The organism is Pseudoalteromonas sp. NZS127_1 (assembly GCF_015864295.1).
In the GTDB taxonomy this organism is placed as follows: Bacteria; Pseudomonadota; Gammaproteobacteria; order Enterobacterales; family Alteromonadaceae; genus Pseudoalteromonas; species Pseudoalteromonas arctica.
Window position 1 is genome coordinate 192,045 of sequence record NZ_JADYXO010000006.1, and the last position, 21,859, is coordinate 213,903.

The window sequence follows — 21,859 nt, forward strand, 5'->3', positions numbered from 1 at the left end:
CATGAAAACCTTAATGGTGCAAGGCACTACTTCCGACGCAGGTAAAAGCACTTTAGTTGCAGCCCTTTGCAGGGTATTTGCTAAGCGAGGGGTAAAGGTTGCGCCTTTTAAACCACAAAATATGGCACTTAATAGCGCAGTAACAAAAGATGGCGGCGAAATTGGTCGTGCGCAAGCTTTGCAAGCAATAGCAGCTAAAGTAGAGCCCGAAATAGATTTTAACCCTATATTACTTAAGCCTAATAGCGACACGGGCGCACAAGTGATTATTCACGGAAAAGCCATTAGTAATATGGAAGCTGGCAAATATCACGACTATAAAAAAGTCGCGATGGATGCAGTAATTACCTCACATAACCGCTTAGCTAAACGCTTTGAATTACTCCTTGTTGAAGGAGCGGGGAGCCCTGCTGAAATAAACCTGCGTGAAAACGATATTGCCAATATGGGTTACGCCGAAGAGGTAGATTGCCCTGTTATTATAATTGCCGATATTGATAAAGGTGGTGTGTTTGCACATTTGGTAGGTACGCTTGCGTTGTTAAGCGAGTCAGAACAAGCGCGCGTAAAAGGCTTTGTTATAAACCGCTTTAGAGGCGATATAGGTTTGCTGCAAGGCGGGCTAGATTGGCTTGAAGAATACACAAACAAACCCGTACTTGGTGTATTACCTTATTTGCACGACCTAGCGCTTGACGCTGAGGACGCCGTTGCAATTGATAATAACGTAACCAATGCCACAATTAATATTGCAGTGCTGCTCGTGCCACACATTAGTAATCATACCGATTTTGATGCACTGCGTTTGCACCCAAACATTAATATAAATTATGTGCGCCACACGCAAACGATCCCAGAAGTTGATCTGATCATTCTACCAGGCAGTAAAAACGTGCTGGGGGATTTAACCTTTTTGAAAAATGAAGGCTGGGATTTACAAATTAAGCGCCACTTACGCTATGGTGGCAAAGTACTTGGAATTTGTGGCGGCATGCAAATGCTGGGCAATACGCTCAACGATCCCGATGGTATTGAATCGTCATTAAAGCAAGTAAATGGGCTTGCTCTGTGCGATTTTGAAACCACGCTGACAACACAAAAAGTATTAACCAAAATAACCGCTACACTACTTTTAAATAACCAATCAACACCCTGTAGTGGTTACGAAATACATGCAGGTATTAGCCAAGGTGCAGCGCTTAATAAGCCGTTTTTAACCTTTGACGAAAACCACCCAAATGGCTTTAAAACTGATGGCTTTATTAGTGACGATAATGCTATTGCAGGCACCTATTTACATGGTTTATTTGATGAAGCCGATGCGACATCGCAAATTTTAAAATGGGTAAAACCAAGCGCTACCATTAATCCTATTAGTATTACCGATCACCGCGAGCAGCAGTTAGAGCGCTTAGCAACCATGTGCGAAACGCATTTAAATATACAGCAAATTATCTCGATTTATGAAGGGCACAATAATGACTGAACAAAATAACGATAAGCACCAACAACGCCAACAAAAAGTAAAAGAGCAAGTGGATGCACGTGTTGCTGCCGCACAAGATGTTAAAGGTATTTTTCAGGTGATTACGGGTAATGGTAAAGGTAAATCAACCTCGGGTTTTGGCGTTGTAGCACGCTGCGTAGGTCATGGTAAAAAAGCAGCCGTTTGCCAGTATATCAAAGGTACTTGGGAATGTGGCGAGCGTAATTTATTACAAGGTGCAGGTGTTGAGTTTGTTGTAATGAACACCGGTTTTACCTGGGATACGCAAAATAAAGAAGCTGATACCGCAGCCGCCCAAGCAACATGGCAAGAGTCAAAACGCATGCTTGCTGATAGCAGTATTGATTTAGTATTACTCGATGAACTTACTTACATGGTGACTTACGGTTACGTTGATTTAGATGAAGTAGTAACAGCGCTTAATAACCGCCCGCCAATGCAGTCGGTTATTATTACAGGGCGTGCAGCGCACCGCACTTTAACCGACCTTGCCGACACAGTAAGCGAAGTGCGTAATGTAAAACATGCATTCGATTCAGGCATAAAAGCGCTTGAAGGGTTTGATTACTAATGTTTAAAGCGTTTTTTATTGGGCTGCTGCTTTTTAGTTTATCGGGCAGTGCACTTGCAGAGCAGACTAATGATTCTAAAAAACTGCGAATAATCGCGCTTGCACCACATATAGTTGAAAACCTATTTGCCATAGGGGCGGGCGATAATATTGTGGGCACGGTTGATTATGCCGACTATCCTGCTGAGGCCCAAAGTATTGAGCGCATAGGGGGTTATTACGGCATCTCGCTTGAAAAAGTATTGGCGCTTAAACCCGACTTAGTAATTGCGTGGAAAAGCGGAAATCAAAGCGAAGATTTAGCCCAAATAGAGCGCCTGGGCATAAAAGTATATTTAAGTAACCCGACCACAATCGCTGGTGTAGCCGACGAGTTACTTACTTTTGGTGAATTTACAGGGAATATTGAGCAAAGCCAGCAAGCGGCAAATGCATTTACACAAAAACTAAACGCGATTGTTAAAAGCCAGCAAGATAAAAAAAATATTACCGGATTTTATCAGTTATGGGCTGAGCCTATGATGACAGTAAGTAAAAATACGTGGATAAGCCAACTGATTGAAACATGCCATGTAAGTAATGTATTTGCCGATAGCGTTACAGATTACCCACAAATTAGTATCGAAAATGTCATTGTTACTAAGCCACAAGTTATTATTATCCCTGATGAAAAATCAAAAACGCCACAGCCGGTTGTTAATTGGCAAAAGTGGCCAGAAGTGCCCGCTGTTAAAAATGATCAATTTATTAGCGTAAATGCCGATTTATTACATCGTTTTACTCCGCGCATGCTAGATGGACTCGCGGATATGTGTGATAAAATAGACGCATCACGTAAACAGATTAAGAGTACACAATGAGCGATTGGGCTACATTTTTAGAAAGTGAATTACAGCAACCTTACATGCAGGAAACGTTAGAGTATGTGGCTAATCGCCGCAATGAAGGTGTTGCTGTTTATCCGCCTGAACCTCAAGTATTTAGTGCTTTTGATGCCACAGCACTAAATGACATCCGCGTTGTAATTTTAGGACAAGACCCATACCACGGAGAAGGGCAAGCGCATGGCTTGTGTTTTTCGGTATTGCCTGATGTAAAAAAGCTGCCGCCGTCGCTTAAAAATATGTACAAAGAGTTAGCTACCGACATTACTGGTTTTACTATTGCTGATCACGGTTACTTGCAAAGTTGGGCAGATCAAGGCGTGTTTTTACTTAATACCGTACTGACCGTTGAGCAAGGGCAAGCGCATTCCCATAAGCATTTAGGGTGGGAGCAATTTACCGATAACGTAATAGCGCACATTAATGAACACTGCGAAGGTGTAGTCTTTATTTTATGGGGCGCACATGCACAGAAAAAAGGTAAGGGCATAGACAGCGCTCGCCATCATGTTTTAAAAGGGCCGCACCCATCGCCACTTTCGGCGCATAGAGGCTTTTTTGGTTGTCAGCATTTTTCAAAAACGAATGAGCTATTACAAGCCCAAGATAAAAAGCCGATTAACTGGCAGGTGTAAATAACCTGGGCTCTGAATAATAAATTTATCTCATACAGCTAATTTCAGCGCATTAAAAAAGGCTTTCATATAATGAAAGCCTTTTTGTTTAGTTGGGGCGTATTGGATTAAAAATTTAGCTCATCAATCGCAATACTGTCTGTAAAAAAATCATATTCCTGTAATTCTTTACGTAAGCGGTGTTTGTCTTTTATTGCTTCTATTTCCCGCCATTTTCTTTTTTTATTTTTCTGAGAGGTTTTCCTTGTTGTATCTGGTCCTTCTAATATCTCTAATATATCGTTTAGGCTATCCATGTACTTCTCCTATTGATTTTATTGACCTCAAGAATACCTATACCACAGGCCTAGCTAAAATAGAACAAAAAAGTGACAGTAATGTTACGAAGATGTGATGAATTGATGAAGGTTTATATCAATATTTATATTAAGGAATAGCGTATTTTAGGCATAAAAAAACGCCGCAATAGCGACGCTTTTTAAAGTATGTTTAAAGCAAATTACATTGCTTTAAAACGTGCTTCCAGTTGTTCTTGTGCATCAGCAAAAGAGCGAATACCTTCAGCTAGTTTTTCAGTAGCCATAGCATCTTGGTTATGTAACCAACGGAACTGTGCTTCTGTTAAAGGCTCTGGTTTTGGCTCTTGTGGAACATCGCTTTCTAGCAAGTATTCTTGTGCGCCTTCTAAGTTACCTAAATCTTCTAAAAGATTAGGGCTAATAGTTAGCTTGTCACAACCTGTAAGTGCAATAATTTCGCCTGTATTACGGAAACTTGCACCCATCACAACTGTTTTGTAGTCATGACGTTTGTAAAATTCAAAAATGCTGCGTACAGACTGAACACCTGGATCTTGTAGCGGATCGGTTGGTTTTTCCATGCCGTTAGCAACGTGCCAATCTAAAATACGGCCAACAAATGGCGAAATTAAAAATACATTTGCATCGGCACACGCGCGGGCTTGGGCATCGCTAAATAATAAAGTAAGGTTACATTTAGTGCCTTCTTTTTCTAGCTGCTCAGCGGCTTTAATACCTTCCCATGTAGACGCAACTTTAATTAAAATTTTGTCTTTGCTTACGCCTTCTTTTTCGTAAAGGCTAAGTAGAGTATGTGCTTTATCAATCGTAGCTTGCGTATTAAACGAAAGGCGTGCATCTACTTCAGTAGAAATATAACCAGGTACAATCTCGCTAATTTCTTTACCTAGTAATACGGCAAAGTAATCACATGCTAGTTCAAGTTGTTTAGCTGGCTCTTGCTCGGTTTCTTTTGCATAGCTCCAAGCTTTATTTAGATAAGGCTTATAAGCTTCAATCTCGCTCGCTTTTAATAAAAGCGACGGGTTTGTTGTTGCATCTTCTGGTTGATGCTTTTTGATCGCTTCAATATCGCCAGTGTCGGCCACGATAGATGAATGTTGTTTTAGCCTTTGTAGAGCTGAAGTCATTTGCTTTCCTCATTCCAAGCAAGTTAAAAGAATAATCTAATCACTCTTAATATATACAATCCATACTGCAACAGTGTGACAATGCTTGATAGGTCTTATGTCCTGATCAATAAAAAAACGGCAATGCATGGGTTATTAAGAGAGGATTTATTTAAACAAAACGTGCTTTTCGTTTCATTTAATGTTGAAATTGACACTAAATAAATTACAAGTCAATAGCTAACTATGATCACTGTTATTTCACCTGCAAAAAATCTTGATTACGAAACGCCACCCGCAACAGACAAGTTCACTCAGCCTGAATTACTAGAGCACAGCGAAGAGCTCATGAAAGTATGCCGTGAACTAACACCAGCGCAAATTGGCAGTTTAATGAAAATTAGCGACAAGCTATCTGGGCTTAACGCAGCACGCTTTAGCGAGTGGGCGCAGCCGTTTACACAAAGTAATGCTAAACAAGCAGTGCTTGCCTTTAATGGCGATGTATACGGCGGTTTAGATGCAAGCACGCTTAAAGCTAGCGAGCTTGATTATGCACAAAACCACTTACGTATCCTTTCTGGCTTATATGGCTTATTAAAACCACTTGATTTAATGCAAGCTTACCGCCTAGAAATGGGCACCAAGCTTGAAAACTCGCGTGGCAAAAACTTATACGAGTTTTGGGGCAGCGTAATAGCGAATAAATTAAACGAAGTATTAAAAGCACAAGACGCGCAATACTTAGTTAACCTTGCTTCAAACGAATACTTTAAAGCGGTAGATAAGAAAGCATTAAATGCACAAATTATTACCCCACACTTTAAAGACTGTAAAAACGGTCAATACAAAGTAATTAGCTTTTACGCTAAAAAAGCACGCGGCATGATGGCGCGCTACATTATCGAAAATAAAGTAACGCAGTTAAGCCAACTTAAAGAGTTTACGGTAGCAGGTTATTACTTTAGCCCAGAGGCAACAGTTAAAGAGCTTGAGCCGGTATTTATGCGCGACGAACAAAATTAGGTTTATAAGCTTAAATAAAAAACTTAAAAGCCATGCATTGCATGGCTTTTTTGATGTTGGCGTTATATTTGCAATCTCATCTAATATTAATGAGAACACTAATTAAATAGGTGCAAATAAAATGATCAGCATTCCGTCAATTGACGAAGCCGAAAAACTAATAGAAGAAAAGCTCGGAGGGTGGTTTGATGTTGTAATAAGTCATATCCCTAATTTTATAGTTGCGATACTGATCGCAATTGTGTTTTCAATATTGGCACGCTTTGCTGGCAAGCTGATGAAAAACGTATTACGCCGCTCACTCGACTCAAAACAAATTGCCGACTTAATGGCGTCAATTTTTAAAGTTATTGTGTTGTGTATAGGCTTATTTATAGCGCTCGATTTTGTTGGCTTAAAAGGCACTGTTACCTCACTGCTTGCTGGTGCGGGTATTGTTGGTTTAGCAATTGGTTTTGCTTTTCAGGATATGACCGAAAACTTAATAGCCGGTATTGCTATGGGTGTACGCAAACCATTCAAAACAGGCGACGTAATAGAAACCGATGACGTGTTTGGTTCAATACATTCTATAAACCTACGTAACACGCTAATAGAGAGCTTTTATGGGCAGTTAATACTGGTACCAAACAAAGTATTATTTAGAAATGTACTAAAAAATTACACCACGCTAGGTGTTAGGCGCATAGAAGTACCTGTAGGTATTTCGTACGGCGACGACATAGAAAAAGCAAAGGACGTCATCGTCGAAAAAATAAATGAATTTGACTTCGTAATACGTAAAGACGAAACCGCTGTATACGCCGAAGGTTTTGGCGACAGCAGCATTAACTTACTGGTGTGGTTTTGGATTAAATACCCAGGTGAGCCTGACTTTATGACGGTACGCCACAAAGGTGTTGTTGCCGTTAAGCAGGCACTCGATGAGGCTGACATTAGTATTCCATTCCCAATTCGTACTTTAGATTTTGGTATTAAAGGCGGCGAAAAACTCGATGCCATGATAAGCGACAAAATAAGCCAGCAGTCATCAAATAAAGACAGTAGCGACGGTACTGACTCTAACCAAAGTGAGTAATTTAGTTAAAGCTCATTAGGCAAAAGCATTGGGAAATAGTTACTTACCAACAGCGCATTTTTACAGAGTAAAAAATGCGCTTTTTAATTAGTTCAAGTCACTTTTCTTTATTCATTAATTATTTTCTCCAGCAGATTTTGTAACGTATTTTTTATAAGGTAAGTTTCCCTTTTATCTATTTATTATGCAATTATTGGTTATACAAGGTGTATTTTTTTTAGATATTAGGGTTACAAACAAATGAAGTTAAGGATTAAATGGTTTACAAAAATAATTTTATTTTCAAGCCTAGTTATTAGCTTTATTTCAGTAGGTAACGAATATAATGCTAAATATGATGTGAGTTATAAATTAAATATAGATAACAATACCGCTGAAATACTTTTTCTCGATAAAAACAAAAACCTTACCTCTACATTAATCTTACCAAATAAAGCGGCATATATTGAAAAAGAGAAGTTACGAGAGTTTTGTAGCTCAGATGATGTTTTATGCCCTAGAAAAAGTTATGAAAGTAACGTTATCACTTGGTCACCTGATAATGAATATTTAGCTGTGTTTGTGGGTAATACAAAAGGGTTTTGGTTTATCCCCAGTAAAGAGATAACAAAAGCCGCATTCAATAAAAATAATGTAGTTAAAGTCGGCGTACATACTCAAAACGATAAAATAAATATTGCTCTATTTCATGGCGCGGCAGGATGGGTTGATAATCATCATTACGTTTTTTCAGCGGGTTTAAGTGGTGACAATTTTGTTTATAAGTTTAACCCAAAAACAAAGGAACTTAAGGGTTTTCCTTTTGAGCTAAATGAAGATTCTACGGTAAGCAGTTTTAAAGAAGTTTTTGTTGAAAGTTTTAATTCACAAAAAAGTAGTTTTAAATTAAGTGATGTTATTCAACAACTAGATAAATTGAAATAACTACAAAAAATAAACATAAAAAAGCGCAGCTTGTGTTGGAGTAACAAGCCGCGCTTATGAATTAGTTATACAAATAAGTTTATGTGGTGCGTATTAAATAACGCTAATTTTGTTACGAATGATTTTAACCCCATCCATATTTTCTAAAAACTTTTGAGCCAGTGCGCGCTGAAAACCAGTTTGTGCTTCACCGTATAAATCTACTTCACCATTTTTTACCTGCACGCGAATATCACTTAACGCTAGGTTAGGATTAGTTCGTAGGGTGTTGGTGATAGCTTGTTGTAAGTTAGGTTGAGTGGCTACACTGCTTACTACGGCCATGTTGGTTGCTGCACTTACTTTTGTAGCGCAAGCTAATAAAAATAAACAACAAAATGATACTAAAGCGATAGTTAACTTGAAGCGGTTCATAACTTAATCCTTACATTACGGTGAATAGTGCAGCCACAATATGGAAATTCCATCGGCTAGGTTATCTTTGTAGTTACAATTTCGGTGCCAATATTAACGCTATGAAATATAAGGGAATTTTATTAAGTGGGAATTCAGGTGGGCAAAAATTACATTTAAATGAGTATGAGTTACATGCTTGGGTTACATATGTAACAGGTACAAACAGCAGAGCCTGCAAGGCTTGCATTAAAAAGCCGACAAAAGTCGGCTTAGTATAAAAATGTTTTAGGTTACTTTTTCTTTTTAACCTTAGCCTTTTTCTTGGCTTTCATTTTTACTGGATCTTTACGTTTTTTAGCCGGTGGCTTAGCTTCTTTATGCTGTGGCTCGACACCTCTAATTACACGGCGTTTTAATTTTTGTTCAACGTAGCGCTCTACTTTATATAAAATACCAATATCGTGTGCTTCAACTAGCGATATTGCTATCCCTTTTTTACCAGCACGGCCAGTACGACCAATACGGTGTACATATACGTCGGCAGTACGCGGCATATCAAAGTTAATAACGTGGCTGATGTCAGATACATCAATACCACGTGCAGCTACGTCGGTAGCAACTAATATGCTTGTTTTGCCACTGTGGAAGTTTTCCATGGCTTTCATACGTTTGTCTTGTGGCATTTCGCCGCGTAACCACGCCGCTTTTACATCATTAGTTGTAAGTTCGCCAATCAATGTTTCTAAGCGTTCGCGAGTTTTAACAAACACAATCGCTTTAGTTACGTCAGGGTTTTTTAGCGTATTAACTAATAATTCAAGTTTGTGATGATAATCGTCGGCTAAATGTACCCATTGGTGAATTTTAGCTTTTTCTTTACGTGACGATTCGGCTTCTAATAGAGCTGGGTCGCTTAATGTTTTTTCAGCAAACCTTTCTACGCTGTCACCTTCAAGTGTTGCTGAGAATAAAAAACATTGGCGACGATTTTTAGCTTCGTCACAAATACGGCTCATTTCTTTTTTGAAACCCATATCTAACATGCGATCTGCTTCATCAATAATAAGCATTTCTACGTGTTCAGCATGAAAGTTTTCGGTTTCTAGGTATTCCATTAATCGACCTGGTGTGGCGATTAAAATATCATTATTTTTTTCAAAAATTTCTTTATGCGTGCCGTAGTTAATACCGCCTGTTACTACACCAATTTTTAGGTGTGTGCGTTTAGCTAGCAGTTCACATTGTTCATGAATTTGATAAGCCAGCTCACGAGTCGGGGTCATAACGAGTACGCGCGCAAAACCAGGGTCACGACGTGGGAAATCCAGTAAGTACTGAATAGCCGGAATTAAAAATGCCGCTGTTTTACCTGTACCAGTAGGCGCAGATGCTAAAATATCGCGCCCCTGTAGTGCTTCAGGAATAGCTTGTTGTTGAATGCTGGTTGGCGTCTCGTAGCCCATTTTATTAATGGCATCGAGTAGCTTGTTATCAAGATCAAATTCAGAAAATTGCATAGAGTGTCTAAAATAAGGGACAATTACCCTGATTATACGCGCTATGCTGCGCTTGGTGAATGAAAAGGTGAAAAAATGTCTGGTTTTGTATTTAAACAATTTAAAGTTGAACACGACCACTGTGCAATGAAAGTTTCTACCGATGGCATTTTGCTTGGCGCATGGGCTAATTTAAGCGGTGCAAAGTCATTACTTGATATAGGCACCGGCACCGGCTTACTAGCACTAATGTGTAAGCAGCGCAGTAATGAGCTTGATATAACTGCGGTAGAAATTGACGAAAGCGCCTATACCCAAGCATTACAAAATGTAGCTAATAGCCCGTGGCCAACTATAAGTATTACGCACCAAACTATTCAAAGCTTTAGTAGTGAAGTTAAATTTGACGTGGTTATTTCTAATCCACCGTATTTTAATCACAGTTTAAAAGGCGATAATGTTGCGCGTAATACCGCACGCCATACCGACGGCCTAAGTTTTGAAGAGTTAATTAATGCGTTTAAACGTTTAAGCCATAGAAGCTCTCGCTTTAGCTTAATACTCCCGAGAGTTGAAGGCGTGCTATTTATTGAGCTTGCTACTCAAAATGGGCTTTATTTAAATACTCATTGCCAAGTGAAAGCCACGCCAAATAAAGATATTAGCCGCAGTTTAATGACATTTAGCTACGTAAAAAGCGATATAGAATCATCAACACTGTGTATTAGAAACTTAGATAATACCTACACGGCTGATTATATAGCCCTGTGCAAAGCATTTTATTTGAAAATGTGAAGCAATTGTAAAATAGGAACGAATAACGCAAACTAACTAAAACTTATCGCTGAGAACAGATATGGATAGTCAGATACCTAAACCCTTTATAATTACACTTGCTGTATTACAGGCTATTGCTCTTACTCTTTTATATAGCAGTATAGAAAACAATGTGTGGCCAGCAACAAGCCCTACATGGCTAGTCTCACTTATTACATTTTCTATGAGCTTTCCTTTATTAATGCTAATGACTGTTAATAAAAATAATATAAAAACGTCGTTACTTTTAATCCTTCCTTTTTCCTTGTTGTTATCTTTACTGGGTGCGTATGCAGGCTTTCAGCAAGAGCCTCAAGAGTACGTAAGTAATAACACTTTAATGTCAGCTTTTATTTTTACTAGTTTAATAGCTGGCTTTAAAGGCCTTATGTACATTCAACAATTTGGTAGTTCGGAAAATGTTAGCTACAGTCGTTTGTTTAAGCTTTCTTGGCGCAATTTTATAATTTTTGGGGAATGCTGGCTGTTCGTGCTTATTTTTTGGGGAATTCTAAATTTAGGTGCGGCTTTATTTGATATTTTAGATATAGAATTTTTCTCTGAGCTACTAAGAAATGAATGGTTTTGGATCCCAATCTTAACGCTCGCATTTGCCTTTGCGAGTATCATATTTAGAAAGCTTTTGAACATTGAAGATAATATCGCTTTTTTACTACAAACTTTAATTAAGTTTTTACTTCCTGTTTTATCAGTTATTTCTCTCGGTTTTTTAGCAACACTTCCTTTTACCGGGCTCAATAAATTATGGGAAACCGGAAGTGGTAGTTTGTTAGTAATGTGGCTGCAGGTGCTCACCTTATTTTTTGTTAATACAGTTTATAAAGATGACTCATCAGTTCGCCCTTATTACTTGCTCTTGCATCGACTCGTTTTTATAAGCGTTGCGTTACTTCCCGTTTATAGTGTTATTTCTGCCTATGGAATTTACTTACGGGTAGATCAGCATGGGCTAACGGTAGATCGTTGTTGGGGTATTTTAATTTGGTTTTTATTGGCGTGTTTTTCGTTTAGTTATCTTGTTGGAATAATTACAAAGAGAGATAATTGGCTAGAGCCGCTTAGCAAAATAAATATTGTGATGGGCTGGGTTGTACTTGTAAGTATGCTTGTTGTTAACTCTCCTTTATTAAACTTTCAAAGCTTATCTACAAACAGCCAAATAGCGCGTTTAGATGCAGGTAAAGTAACAGTAGAAAAGTTTGATTATTACTATTTTGAGTACAGCTTAGGTCGTCAAGGTTATTTAGCTATGCAGTTATTAAAACAGAAAATTGAAACGAGTCACCCAGAGCAATACGCTATTATCGATAGGATGTATGTAAATAATGAGTTTGCTTTAACGCTTGAACACACAATCGATGATTTTATTGAGCGCAGTGTATTTTGGCCATCACAAGCGCTAATACCCCAAGGCTTAATAGAGGCAGTATTTTCTGAACAACATTTTTACGATCGTAACTCTTTAAAAGAACATACTTACTATTTCATTGGCATGGATTTAAACAAAGATGATGAGCTAGATTTTATAGTGATTGACGAAAGTAATGAAAATATAGCCGCATATTTCTGGTTATTCGACATGGGTAAGTGGCGCTCAAAGTATATGAATGTCGAAAATCCTGAAGAGATTAGATACCTTAAAAGCATGATTGATAATAATGAATTATCTTTAGTTGAGCCTGAATATTCAAATCTAAAAATAGGGGATGTTGTTTTTAAAGTGAGGTAATACGTTACTTTGTTTTTTATGCTACAGCCCCTTAAACCTAAACTAATGATTATTAGTTTAGGTTTTTTGCTTTTAGGTAAGATGCTTTAATAGTGTGTTTATAAATCACCTGATATGATTTAGCCATTAGCCACTTAATTTAAAAGGCAACATAATGAAAAAGTTAAATAAATTAGTATTACTTAGCACGTTAACAGCCACCATTTTTGCAAGCCAAGGTGTGTTTGCTGCTATTACGCCAGTAGGCCTTTGGAAAACCATTGATGAAGATACAAACCAAGCTAAGTCGTATGTACGTATTACTCAAACCAACGGTGTATTAAGCGGTACCGTTGACAAAATCATTGATCCTGCAAAACAAAACGATATATGCAGTAAATGCGATGATGAGTTAAAAGACCAACCTATTCTTGGCATGACTATTATTAAAGATGTAAAAGCACAGGATGATGGCATCTGGGGAGACGGTGAAATACTCGACCCAACAAATGGCAAAACTTATACCTTACAACTAACCCCGCAAGAGGAAGGTAAAAAGCTTGAAGTACGCGGCTACATTGGCTTTTTTTACCGCAACCAATATTGGGTAAGAGTAGAGTAAGTTTTACTGCTTATTTAATTACTGGGCGTTAAATAATTAACCGTTAACTGAAATCATTTTTGCGCTTTGCCTTTCTTACTCATTAAGCCAGCCATATTTAATTGGCATTAAATTTTGAGTAAATAATAAAGGAAAGAAGATGATTAAGTACGTAGTTGCTTTAATGATGCTAAGCACACTGTTAATAAGCGGTGTAGCAAATGCAAAGGATGATGCTGTAAATACGGGGTGGTTTAATAACACAGCTATTAAAGGGTACGATAGCGTTGCTTACTTTACCCAAAATAAAGCAGTTAAAGGCAGCAGTAAATACACATTTAATTATTTAGGTGCCGACTGGCATTTTTCGAGTGAAGAAAACAAAACCACATTTGCAGAAGACCCTAAGCGTTATGCACCGCAATACGGTGGATGGTGCGCTTATGCGATGGCCGATGAGGGCAATGCTGTAGGTATAGACCCAGAAGCATTTTATATTCACGAAGGTAAGCTTTACTTAAATTACAGCCAAAGCGTACAGCAAAAATGGCTAAGTAATTTACTGCCGTACATTGTTATGGCCGATGGGTACTACCCACAAACAACCAATGTTATGACGTTTCAATAAATTACTCATATTGCTAGGGCGTGTTGATCTTTGTGGATTGAAATTTGTTCAATCTAGGGGCGATTAAATCGCGGCGCGAGGTTTGTAACCTAGTGGGCTAAGTAAAAACCGAGCAACAAAGAGTTGATCGCCCCTAAAAAGAACCCAGAGGGCAGTGCATGTTTGGCATTTATGCTGCGTTATCGCCTATTTATGGGGAATAACCACACTACATAGGCTCTGCCTTGCCTAAAAACCAAACATACTGCTGCAAATTCACCCACCAAAGATCAACACGCCCTAATTAAAAAGCCCGCAGCTAAACTAGTTGCGGGCTTTTTGCTTTTTATTTGTCAGTATTGATAAGTAAATTAAAGCGTTTCGCCGTATTCAGTCATTACCTGTTCAACCCACGTTGCAATACGGTCGTCGCTTAGCTCGTATTGACTGTCTTCGTCGAGTGCGAGTCCTACAAACTGTTTGCCATCAGGCGTTAATGCTTTTGAAGCTTCAAACTCGTAACTACTGTCGTTTGGCCAAAAACCAAGTTGAGTAAATGTTTGCGTATTTATTTCGTCGTGTAGCATGCCTAGCGCATCTTGAAACCACTGCCCGTAACCTTGTTGATCGCCCATGCCAAATAAAGCAATGGTTTTACCATTTAGGTTTACGTCGGCTATGTCGTCCCACTTTGACTCCCAGTCTTCTTGTATTTCACCAAAATCCCATGTTGAAATACCAAAGATGATAAAGTCATACTGCTCTGCATTTTTTAGTGGCTCGTCTTTAATATTGTGCAGGGTAACTATATCGGCACCAATAATGTCGCGAATCTTTTCTGCTGCCATTTCGGTGTAGCACGTAGTAGAACCAAAAAATAAACCAATTTGCATCGTATTTATCACTGTGTAATTGCCTGATATGATAGGCTCAAGTTTACCGTAAGGTATTTTTAATTGATACCTTAGCAAAGCATGAGAGCATAATGTGACAACGCTATCTGACGATTCTTTTGAAAATAACAGCAGTATGAGCAGTAATAGCGACTACCTAGAAACCTTTTTAGATAGCCTGTACTTAGAGCAAGGCGTAAGCGAAAACACATTAAGTGCTTATCGCAGTGATTTAGATAAGTTTTGCCTATTTTTAAAAGGGCAAAATTTAATGACGGTAACAGGGCTTGATGTAGAGAGTTACTTAGCGCACCGAGTCGATTTAGGATTAAAACCACGCAGTACGGCACGTAGCATTAGTGCGCTTAAGCGTTTTTATCAGTACTTTGTGCGCGAAAAACTAATTAGCGACACCCCCATGCTAAATATTTCTCAGCCAAAAGCAGGGCAGTCGTTACCTAAAACACTCTCAGAGGCCGAAGTTGAGGCATTATTAAATGCGCCTAATACCGAAGAAGCGATGGGACTGCGCGATAAAGCCATGCTAGAGCTACTTTATGCAACGGGTTTGCGTGTAAGTGAGCTTGTTGGCCTGCGCATGGAGCAAATTAATTTGCGCCAAGCAGTGGTGTTTGTAAAAGGTAAAGGTAATAAAGAGCGCTTAGTTCCACTGGGTGAAGAAGCCATGTATTGGCTTGAGCAATTTTTAAAGGGTGGGCGTGCGCAAATGATAAAACACGCCACCGATTTTGTGTTCCCGTCTAAACGCGGAGTAGGCATGACGCGACAAACCTTTTGGCATAGAATTAAACACTATGCTATTTTGGCAGCAGTTGAGTCTCCCTTATCGCCCCATACTATGCGTCATGCTTTTGCTACGCACTTATTAAATCATGGGGCAGATTTACGTGTGGTACAAATGATGTTGGGCCATAGCGATTTATCAACGACGCAAATTTATACCCATGTTGCCAATGAACGGTTAAAGTCGGTACATGCGCAGCATCATCCACGTGCGTAAGTTTGAAATTAAATATCATTAAGCCGGTCAATATATTAAGTATTTTTAGGATAGAGAGAAGTTATGAAAAAATTAATGTTAGCAGGTGCCATGTTGTGCACAAGTATTAGTGCATTTGCAAATGGCGTTGCTGTAACACCAGATGCTAATGATCCTATTATTACTAAATTTGCCGAGCTTGGTGTAACTGTAAAGCAAATTAATCCAAGCCCCGTAGCGGGTTTAAAAGAATTGATCACTAATAAGGGCGTGCTTTACGCAAGTCCAGATGGTCAATATTTAATGCAAGGTACGTTAATTGATTTAAATAATCGTAATAACCTAACAGAGCAAGCATTAAATGGCGTGCGTGTTGAAGGTCTTAAAGAATACGAAGAATCGATGATTGTGTACAAAGCACCAAACGAAAAACACAGCATTACTGTATTTACCGATATTAGCTGTGGTTACTGTCGTAAATTACACCGTGAGTTAGACGATTTACTTGATGCGGGTATTACCGTTAAGTACTTAGCGTTTCCACGTGGTGGACTGCAAGGTTCTGGTTACGCAGATTTAATGAATGTATGGTGTGCACGCGATCAGCAAGAAGCACTTACAGAAGCTAAATCGGGCACAAGTACTAAAGTAGTTGCAGGTTGTAGCGCGCCAGTTGCAGAGCATTACCAACTTGGTCAAAGCTTTGGTATTAGCGGCACGCCCGCTATTATTTTAGAAGATGGCACGATGATCCCTGGTTATCAGCCAGCAGCGGCATTAAAAGCAGCATTAGAAGCTAACAAAGCGTCGTAATTAAACGCGTAGCATTATTAAAAAGGCCTTAATGGCCTTTTTTTGTCTTTTTAATACGACTCAATAAGTTAAAACTCTGCATGAAAAAACTAATCATTGCGCGTGAAAACGTTGACGACTCGCATCTCCCGAGTAATTTACACCCTGTAATTAAACAAATTTATGCTAACCGCAATGTATTCAATGCCGAAGAGCTAAATAACAGCGTAGCGACGCTTCACGACTTTAAATTGTTTAAAGACATCGACAAAGCCAGTGACTTATTAATTGAAGCATTAAAAGCACAAAGCCATATTTTAATAGTTGGCGACTTTGATGCCGATGGCGCAACAAGCACTGCAACTTTAATGCAAGGCCTTGAGATGTTTGGCTTTAAGCATTTAGATTACTTAATTCCTGACAGGTTTAGCTTAGGTTATGGCTTAAGCCCCGCACTTGCAGAGCAAATAGTACAAATAAAACCTGATTTAGTGATCACCGTAGATAACGGCATATCGTGTATTGCCGGTATTGATATTTTAAAAGCGGTTGGCATAAAAGTGCTGGTAACAGATCACCACTTACAAGGTGAGCAACTGCCAAATGCAGATGCAATAGTAAATCCAAATAGGCATGAATGTGATTTTCCGTCTAAATCGATTGCAGGCGTTGGCGTTGCTTTTTACTTACTAATAGCACTGAGAAGCGTAATGCGAGACTTAGGTTATTTTGAGCAACAGTCGCCACCTAACCTTGCAAATTTACTCGATATTGTAGCGCTTGGTACGGTTGCCGATGTAGTGGCACTTGATGCAAATAACCGTACGTTGGTGCATCAAGGTTTAGCACGTATTCGCAGTGGTAAAACACGCCCAGGTATTACCGCCCTTATTGAAGTGGCTAACCGCAATGCCGCACGTTTGAGTGCTAGCGACTTTGGTTTTTCGCTTGCCCCGCGTTTAAACGCAGCAGGGCGATTAGACGATATGAGTTTGGGTATAGCGTGCTTACTCAGTACCGATATAAATCAAGCTCGCAGCATAGCGGGCGAACTCGATAGCTTAAACTTTGCAAGGCGCGAAATAGAGCAGGGCATGCAAGCAGAAGCGCAAGCTGTACTCGATAGACTCGCATTTAGCGACGATAACATTCCTGATGCAATTTGTTTATTTCAAGATGATTGGCACCAAGGCGTTATTGGTATTTTGGCCGGCCGCTTAAAAGAAAAATACCACCGCCCAACCGTTATATTTGCTGGTGGAGAAAATGGTGAAATTAAAGGCTCGTGCCGCTCTATTGAAGGGCTGCACATGCGCGACTTACTTGAAGGGCTTAATACTGCCGATCCGCACTTAATTAATAAATTTGGTGGCCATGCAATGGCTGCTGGTTTAAGTATTAACGAGCAGCACTTTAACGACTTTAAAATAGCGTTTGATGCCGCAGTGAGCGCTCAACTTAGCGAAGAAAGTAAACGCTGTATTGTGTTTACCGATGGCGAGCTGCCAAACGACTGCTTTACCATGGAATTTGCCCAGCTATTAAAGCAATCTGGCCCATGGGGACAGCAATTTCCTGAGCCGGTGTTTGAGCATACCTTTGAAATAATACAGCAGCGCATAGTTGGCGAAAAACATTTAAAGCTGGTGTTAAAACATCAATCAGGTCGATTAGTTGACGCCATCGCATTTGGTATTGATGTAAAAGAATGGCCCGACACCGAGGCTAAATTTGTAAAAGTAGCGTACCAGCTCGATATAAATGAGTTTAGAGGTAAATTTACGCTGCAATTAATAGTTAGAGAGCTTGAAAAAGTGCACTAAAAAATATGTAATATCATGCATAAAATGCTAATAAAGCGCGCGGTTTTTTGTTAAAATCGGGCGTTTTTATCATTTGACGATAATTTATTGCGAAAATCCCATTTTAAGGGGCGCAATTACCTAGCCATTTTGGAGTGATGTACATGTTTGAAGTGAATCCTGTGATTAATCAAATCAAGGAAATTCGCGAACGTACTGAATTGCTTCGGGGGTACCTTTGACTACGCTCTTAAACAAGAACGCTTAGAAGAAGTTAACGCCGAGCTTGAAGATTCAGCCGTATGGAATGAGCCTGAACGCGCACAAGCGCTTGGCCGTGAAAAATCAGCATTGGAAGCGGTTGTTGAAACAATCGACAACCTTGTAGCCGGTACAGACGACGTTGAAGGCTTACTTGAGCTAGCAGTAGAAGCTGAAGACGAAGATACCTTTGTTGAAGCACAAACTGAACTTGCTGATTTAAACGAGCAGTTAGAAGGTTTAGAGTTTCGTCGTATGTTTAGCGGTCCTCACGACTCAAATGATGCTTACCTTGATTTACAATCTGGCTCTGGCGGTACTGAAGCTCAAGACTGGTGTAATATTTTACTACGTATGTATTTACGTTGGGGCGAAGCTAAAGGCTTTAAAGTTGAGCTAGTTGAAGCGACCGACGGTGATGTTGCTGGTATTAAAGGCGCAACAGTTCGCTTTGTTGGCGAATATGCTTACGGTTGGTTACGTACCGAAACGGGCGTGCATCGCTTAGTGCGTAAAAGCCCATTTGATTCAAGTGGTCGTCGTCATACCTCATTTGCTTCTGCGTTTGTATACCCAGAAGTTGACGATAATATTGAAATTGATATGAATCCGTCAGACCTACGTATAGACGTTTACCGTGCATCAGGCGCGGGTGGTCAGCACGTTAACACTACCGAATCGGCGGTTCGTATTACGCACGTACCAACAAATACCGTAGTACAGTGTCAAAACGAGCGTTCGCAGCATAAAAATAAAGCCCAAGCGATGAAGCAGTTAAAAGCTAAATTATTTGAGCTTGAGCTACAACAGCAAAATGCTGAAAAACAAACGCAAGAAGACGCGAAATCTGATATTGGTTGGGGTAGTCAAATTCGTTCATACGTACTTGATGACGCACGCATTAAAGATTTACGCACAGGCGTTGAAAACCGTAATACCCAATCGGTACTTGACGGTAACTTAGATAAATTTATTGAAGCCAGCCTTAAATCTGGCCTATAACCACCAAGCTAATAAAGAGCTAAAAAATGACTGATAAAATCCAAGACGAAAACAAGTTAATCGCTGAGCGTCGCGGCAAGTTAGACGCTATACGCGAAAATTGCCCAGCCAACGGTCATCCAAACCAATTCCGTCGTGAGCATTACACGGCTGATTTGCAAGCCCAGTTTGGTGATAAGAGCAAAGAAGAATTAGTAGAGATGCAAGAAGTTGTGTCTATCGCTGGCCGTATTTTAGCAAAGCGTGGACCGTTTTTTGTAATTCAAGACATGAAAGGTCGCGTACAAGCGTATGCATCTAAAGATGTTCAAAAAGATCTTAAAGAAAAATATGGTCAACTAGACACTGGCGATATTATTGGTGTTAAAGGTGCGCTAAATAAATCGGGTAAAGGCGATTTATACGTAGAAATGACTGAGTATCAATTATTAACTAAGTCACTTCGTCCGTTGCCTGAAAAATTCCATGGCTTATCAGATCAAGAAACAAAGTACCGCCAACGTTACGTTGATTTAATTACCAACGAAGCAACGCGCGAAACATTCCGTATTCGCTCGCAAGTAGTTGAAGGCATTCGTCGCTTTTTAGCAGACCGTGACTTTATGGAAGTAGAAACACCTATGCTACAGGTTATACCTGGCGGTGCATCTGCGCGTCCGTTTGTAACTCACCATAACGCGCTTGATATCGACATGTACTTACGTATAGCGCCTGAGCTTTACTTAAAGCGCTTAGTGGTAGGTGGTTTTGATCGTGTATTCGAAATTAACCGTAACTTCCGTAACGAAGGGTTATCTACGCGTCACAATCCAGAATTCACAATGATTGAGTTTTACCAAGCATACGCTGATTACATCGACCTGATGAACATCACCGAAGACATGCTACGTACAGTTGCAGAAAACGTACTTGGTAGTGCAGTTGTAGTTAATACAACTAAAGACGAAAACGGCGAAGTGATTGACTCAGTAGAGTACGACTTTGGCCAACCGTTTACACGTTTAAGCATGGCGGACGCTATCTTAAAATATAACCCTGAGTTTGATGCTGCGGTATTTAATGACCCAGAAAACCACTTTGACGAATTAAAAGCGTACGCTAAACAAGTGCACGTTAAAATTCCTGAAAACTGCGTTTGGGGGCCTGGTAAGTTCTTGTGTGAAATATTTGAAGAAACAGCAGAGCACATGCTTATTCAACCTACGTTTATTACTGGCTACCCGTGGGAAGTATCGCCACTTGCACGCCGTAACGACGACAATGCATTTGTTACAGACCGTTTTGAATTTTTTGTTGGCGGTCGTGAGCTTGCAAATGGTTTCTCTGAGCTTAACGATGCACAAGATCAAGCTGAGCGCTTTACTCGCCAAGTTGAAGAGAAAGACGCAGGCGATGATGAAGCAATGCATTACGATGAAGACTACATACGCGCACTTGAGTACGGCTTACCGCCAACTGCAGGTGAAGGTATTGGTATTGACCGTTTAGTAATGTTGTTTACTGATTCATCAACAATTAAAGACGTTATTCTGTTCCCGCATATGCGTCCACAAGCTGACTAAGCTTTTGGTAGAACAAAGTAAGTTAATAAACGCCGCTTAATAGCGGCGTTTTTTTGTTTTTTAAATCGGCTTTTGTTATTTTAGTTAATAAGTACTACACTAAAAATTAAATGTAGTTATTAGTGCTGGTTAATGTGCAATTCAGCTTCGCTAATTTATTGTTATTGGCAGTTTTAATATTAAAACTAACAGTGCTATAACTTTTTAGTATGATTGTTTTTTAAACATATGTTGTATTAATGTAAAGGTTTTAGCTAAAATACGCACGAAATTTAAACTGCTTAGTATTTAGCAGTTAATATAGATTCTTAAAGGACTTAGAATAATAGTATGAAAGATAAACGAGTAGATGATTTATCAGAAGAATGCACAACAGAGCAAGAACGAGATGCTTACTACCGTGCTTGTATTGCCGAATTTCAACAATTAGGTTACCAAGAACAGTATTTGGCTCAGTTAACGGATGACTTAGTTCCTGTGCTAGGTGTTAATCCTTCAAATAAAAATACGTAACCCGCTTAAATTTCAAACTAATTACACTTTTAAACCAAGCATATGTGCAATCTGTAACCATATAGTCGTTTTTGGTAGAAAAGTGTTTGACATATTTTCTGAAATCTTTATTATACGCCCCACAAGACGGAGAGGTGTCCGAGTGGCCGAAGGAGCTCCCCTGCTAAGGGAGTATAGAGTTTGTAGCTCTATCGAGGGTTCGAATCCCTCCCTCTCCACCATTTCTTTTAATGGCGTGTTTTGTAAAGTTTTAAAGTATGGGTGCATAGCTCAGCTGGATAGAGTACTCGGCTACGAACCGAGCGGTCGGAGGTTCGAATCCTCCTGCGCCCACC

At 39.5% G+C, this 21,859-nt stretch carries 22 protein-coding genes and 2 tRNA genes; 19 read left to right on the forward strand and 5 right to left on the reverse strand.

Features of this window, described 5'->3' with window-relative positions; all coding sequences use genetic code 11:
* Window position 1: 1 nt before the first annotated feature.
* Genes I6F50_RS08175 through ung form a run of 4 tightly spaced genes read left to right on the forward strand, consistent with a single transcriptional unit; the run spans window position 2 to window position 3,597 of the window.
* Window positions 2–1,486 (forward strand): cobyric acid synthase, encoded by a 1,485-nt coding sequence (locus tag I6F50_RS08175; protein WP_165741360.1) that lies wholly within the window; start codon window positions 2–4, stop codon window positions 1,484–1,486.
* Window positions 1,479–2,078, forward strand: a complete 600-nt coding sequence (gene cobO, locus I6F50_RS08180) for a cob(I)yrinic acid a,c-diamide adenosyltransferase (RefSeq protein WP_165722116.1) — start codon at window positions 1,479–1,481, stop codon at window positions 2,076–2,078. The genes I6F50_RS08175 and cobO overlap by 8 nt, the downstream gene beginning before the upstream one ends.
* Complete coding sequence (locus I6F50_RS08185; protein WP_165741362.1) at window positions 2,078–2,938, forward strand: cobalamin-binding protein; 861 nt, start codon at window positions 2,078–2,080, stop codon at window positions 2,936–2,938. The genes cobO and I6F50_RS08185 overlap by 1 nt, the downstream gene beginning before the upstream one ends.
* On the forward strand, window positions 2,935–3,597 hold the full coding sequence (gene ung, locus I6F50_RS08190) for a uracil-DNA glycosylase (RefSeq protein WP_197159798.1): 663 nt from the start codon (window positions 2,935–2,937) through the stop codon (window positions 3,595–3,597). Before I6F50_RS08185 ends, ung begins: the two co-directional genes overlap by 4 nt.
* A 107-nt stretch (window positions 3,598–3,704) precedes the next feature.
* Here ung and I6F50_RS08195 read toward each other — a convergent pair whose 3' ends face one another.
* Window positions 3,705–3,893 carry a DUF3545 family protein gene (locus I6F50_RS08195; RefSeq protein ID WP_166421303.1) on the reverse strand — a complete coding sequence of 63 codons (189 nt, stop codon included), beginning with the start codon at window positions 3,891–3,893 and terminating at the stop codon, window positions 3,705–3,707.
* A 203-nt stretch (window positions 3,894–4,096) separates the two neighbouring features.
* On the reverse strand, window positions 4,097–5,047 hold the full coding sequence (tal, locus tag I6F50_RS08200; RefSeq protein ID WP_197159796.1) for a transaldolase: 951 nt from the start codon (window positions 5,045–5,047) through the stop codon (window positions 4,097–4,099).
* A gap of 225 nt (window positions 5,048–5,272) precedes the next feature.
* Between tal and yaaA the strand changes: the two genes are divergently transcribed.
* The 3 genes from yaaA to I6F50_RS08215 all read left to right on the forward strand — a co-directional run bounded on the left by yaaA (window position 5,273) and on the right by I6F50_RS08215 (window position 8,054).
* On the forward strand, window positions 5,273–6,052 hold the full coding sequence (gene yaaA, locus I6F50_RS08205) for a peroxide stress protein YaaA (RefSeq protein WP_039488339.1): 780 nt from the start codon (window positions 5,273–5,275) through the stop codon (window positions 6,050–6,052).
* A 121-nt stretch (window positions 6,053–6,173) separates the two neighbouring features.
* Window positions 6,174–7,130, forward strand: coding sequence for a mechanosensitive ion channel family protein (locus tag I6F50_RS08210; protein WP_165725197.1), 957 nt, complete (start codon window positions 6,174–6,176; stop codon window positions 7,128–7,130).
* A gap of 240 nt (window positions 7,131–7,370) precedes the next feature.
* The gene (locus tag I6F50_RS08215; RefSeq protein ID WP_166376490.1) at window positions 7,371–8,054 is read left to right on the forward strand and encodes a hypothetical protein; all 684 of its coding nucleotides are present in this window, start codon (window positions 7,371–7,373) and stop codon (window positions 8,052–8,054) included.
* Window positions 8,055–8,147: 93 nt separating this feature from the next.
* Here the strand turns inward: I6F50_RS08215 and I6F50_RS08220 are convergent, their stop codons facing one another.
* Both I6F50_RS08220 and srmB read right to left on the reverse strand, forming a co-directional pair.
* The gene (locus I6F50_RS08220; protein ID WP_010553266.1) at window positions 8,148–8,468 is read right to left on the reverse strand and encodes a BON domain-containing protein; all 321 of its coding nucleotides are present in this window, start codon (window positions 8,466–8,468) and stop codon (window positions 8,148–8,150) included.
* Window positions 8,469–8,740: 272 nt separating this feature from the next.
* Window positions 8,741–9,967 (reverse strand): ATP-dependent RNA helicase SrmB, encoded by a 1,227-nt coding sequence (srmB, locus tag I6F50_RS08225; protein ID WP_166376491.1) that lies wholly within the window; start codon window positions 9,965–9,967, stop codon window positions 8,741–8,743.
* A gap of 75 nt (window positions 9,968–10,042) precedes the next feature.
* On the opposite strand from srmB, the gene I6F50_RS08230 reads away from it, so the two are divergent.
* From I6F50_RS08230 to I6F50_RS08245, 4 genes are all read left to right on the forward strand, one after another.
* Entirely contained in the window at window positions 10,043–10,741 is a 699-nt protein-coding gene (locus I6F50_RS08230; protein ID WP_165727218.1) for a tRNA1(Val) (adenine(37)-N6)-methyltransferase, read from the forward strand.
* Window positions 10,742–10,802: 61 nt separating this feature from the next.
* Window positions 10,803–12,512: a DUF4153 domain-containing protein gene (locus tag I6F50_RS08235; RefSeq protein WP_165727219.1), complete on the forward strand. Its 1,710-nt coding sequence runs from the start codon at window positions 10,803–10,805 to the stop codon at window positions 12,510–12,512.
* 154 nt (window positions 12,513–12,666) lie between these two features.
* The gene (locus tag I6F50_RS08240; protein ID WP_165727220.1) at window positions 12,667–13,113 is read left to right on the forward strand and encodes a DUF2147 domain-containing protein; all 447 of its coding nucleotides are present in this window, start codon (window positions 12,667–12,669) and stop codon (window positions 13,111–13,113) included.
* Window positions 13,114–13,252: 139 nt separating this feature from the next.
* Entirely contained in the window at window positions 13,253–13,720 is a 468-nt protein-coding gene (locus I6F50_RS08245; protein ID WP_165727221.1) for a YHS domain-containing (seleno)protein, read from the forward strand.
* Window positions 13,721–14,070: 350 nt separating this feature from the next.
* Here the strand turns inward: I6F50_RS08245 and fldB are convergent, their stop codons facing one another.
* Window positions 14,071–14,592, reverse strand: coding sequence for a flavodoxin FldB (gene fldB, locus I6F50_RS08250; protein WP_007583764.1), 522 nt, complete (start codon window positions 14,590–14,592; stop codon window positions 14,071–14,073).
* Between the two features lie 94 nt (window positions 14,593–14,686).
* On the opposite strand from fldB, the gene xerD reads away from it, so the two are divergent.
* From xerD to I6F50_RS08290, 8 genes are all read left to right on the forward strand, one after another.
* Window positions 14,687–15,613 (forward strand): site-specific tyrosine recombinase XerD, encoded by a 927-nt coding sequence (xerD, locus tag I6F50_RS08255; RefSeq protein WP_197175915.1) that lies wholly within the window; start codon window positions 14,687–14,689, stop codon window positions 15,611–15,613.
* A gap of 63 nt (window positions 15,614–15,676) precedes the next feature.
* Window positions 15,677–16,405, forward strand: a complete 729-nt coding sequence (dsbC, locus tag I6F50_RS08260; protein ID WP_024596174.1) for a bifunctional protein-disulfide isomerase/oxidoreductase DsbC — start codon at window positions 15,677–15,679, stop codon at window positions 16,403–16,405.
* Between the two features lie 80 nt (window positions 16,406–16,485).
* Window positions 16,486–18,207, forward strand: coding sequence for a single-stranded-DNA-specific exonuclease RecJ (gene recJ / locus I6F50_RS08265; protein ID WP_197175916.1), 1,722 nt, complete (start codon window positions 16,486–16,488; stop codon window positions 18,205–18,207).
* Window positions 18,208–18,350: 143 nt separating this feature from the next.
* Window positions 18,351–19,449 (forward strand): peptide chain release factor 2 gene (prfB, locus tag I6F50_RS08270; protein WP_165727224.1). Its coding sequence is split into 2 segments (ribosomal slippage): window positions 18,351–18,425 and window positions 18,427–19,449, totalling 1,098 coding nucleotides; the frame shifts between segments, so codons are not numbered across the junction.
* A gap of 26 nt (window positions 19,450–19,475) precedes the next feature.
* Complete coding sequence (lysS, locus tag I6F50_RS08275) at window positions 19,476–21,011, forward strand: lysine--tRNA ligase (RefSeq protein ID WP_165727225.1); 1,536 nt, start codon at window positions 19,476–19,478, stop codon at window positions 21,009–21,011.
* A 330-nt stretch (window positions 21,012–21,341) separates the two neighbouring features.
* Complete coding sequence (locus I6F50_RS08280) at window positions 21,342–21,524, forward strand: hypothetical protein (protein ID WP_165727226.1); 183 nt, start codon at window positions 21,342–21,344, stop codon at window positions 21,522–21,524.
* 128 nt (window positions 21,525–21,652) lie between these two features.
* Window positions 21,653–21,745, forward strand: a tRNA-Ser gene (locus tag I6F50_RS08285).
* 38 nt (window positions 21,746–21,783) lie between these two features.
* Window positions 21,784–21,857, forward strand: a tRNA-Arg gene (locus I6F50_RS08290).
* Window positions 21,858–21,859 lie beyond the last annotated feature (2 nt).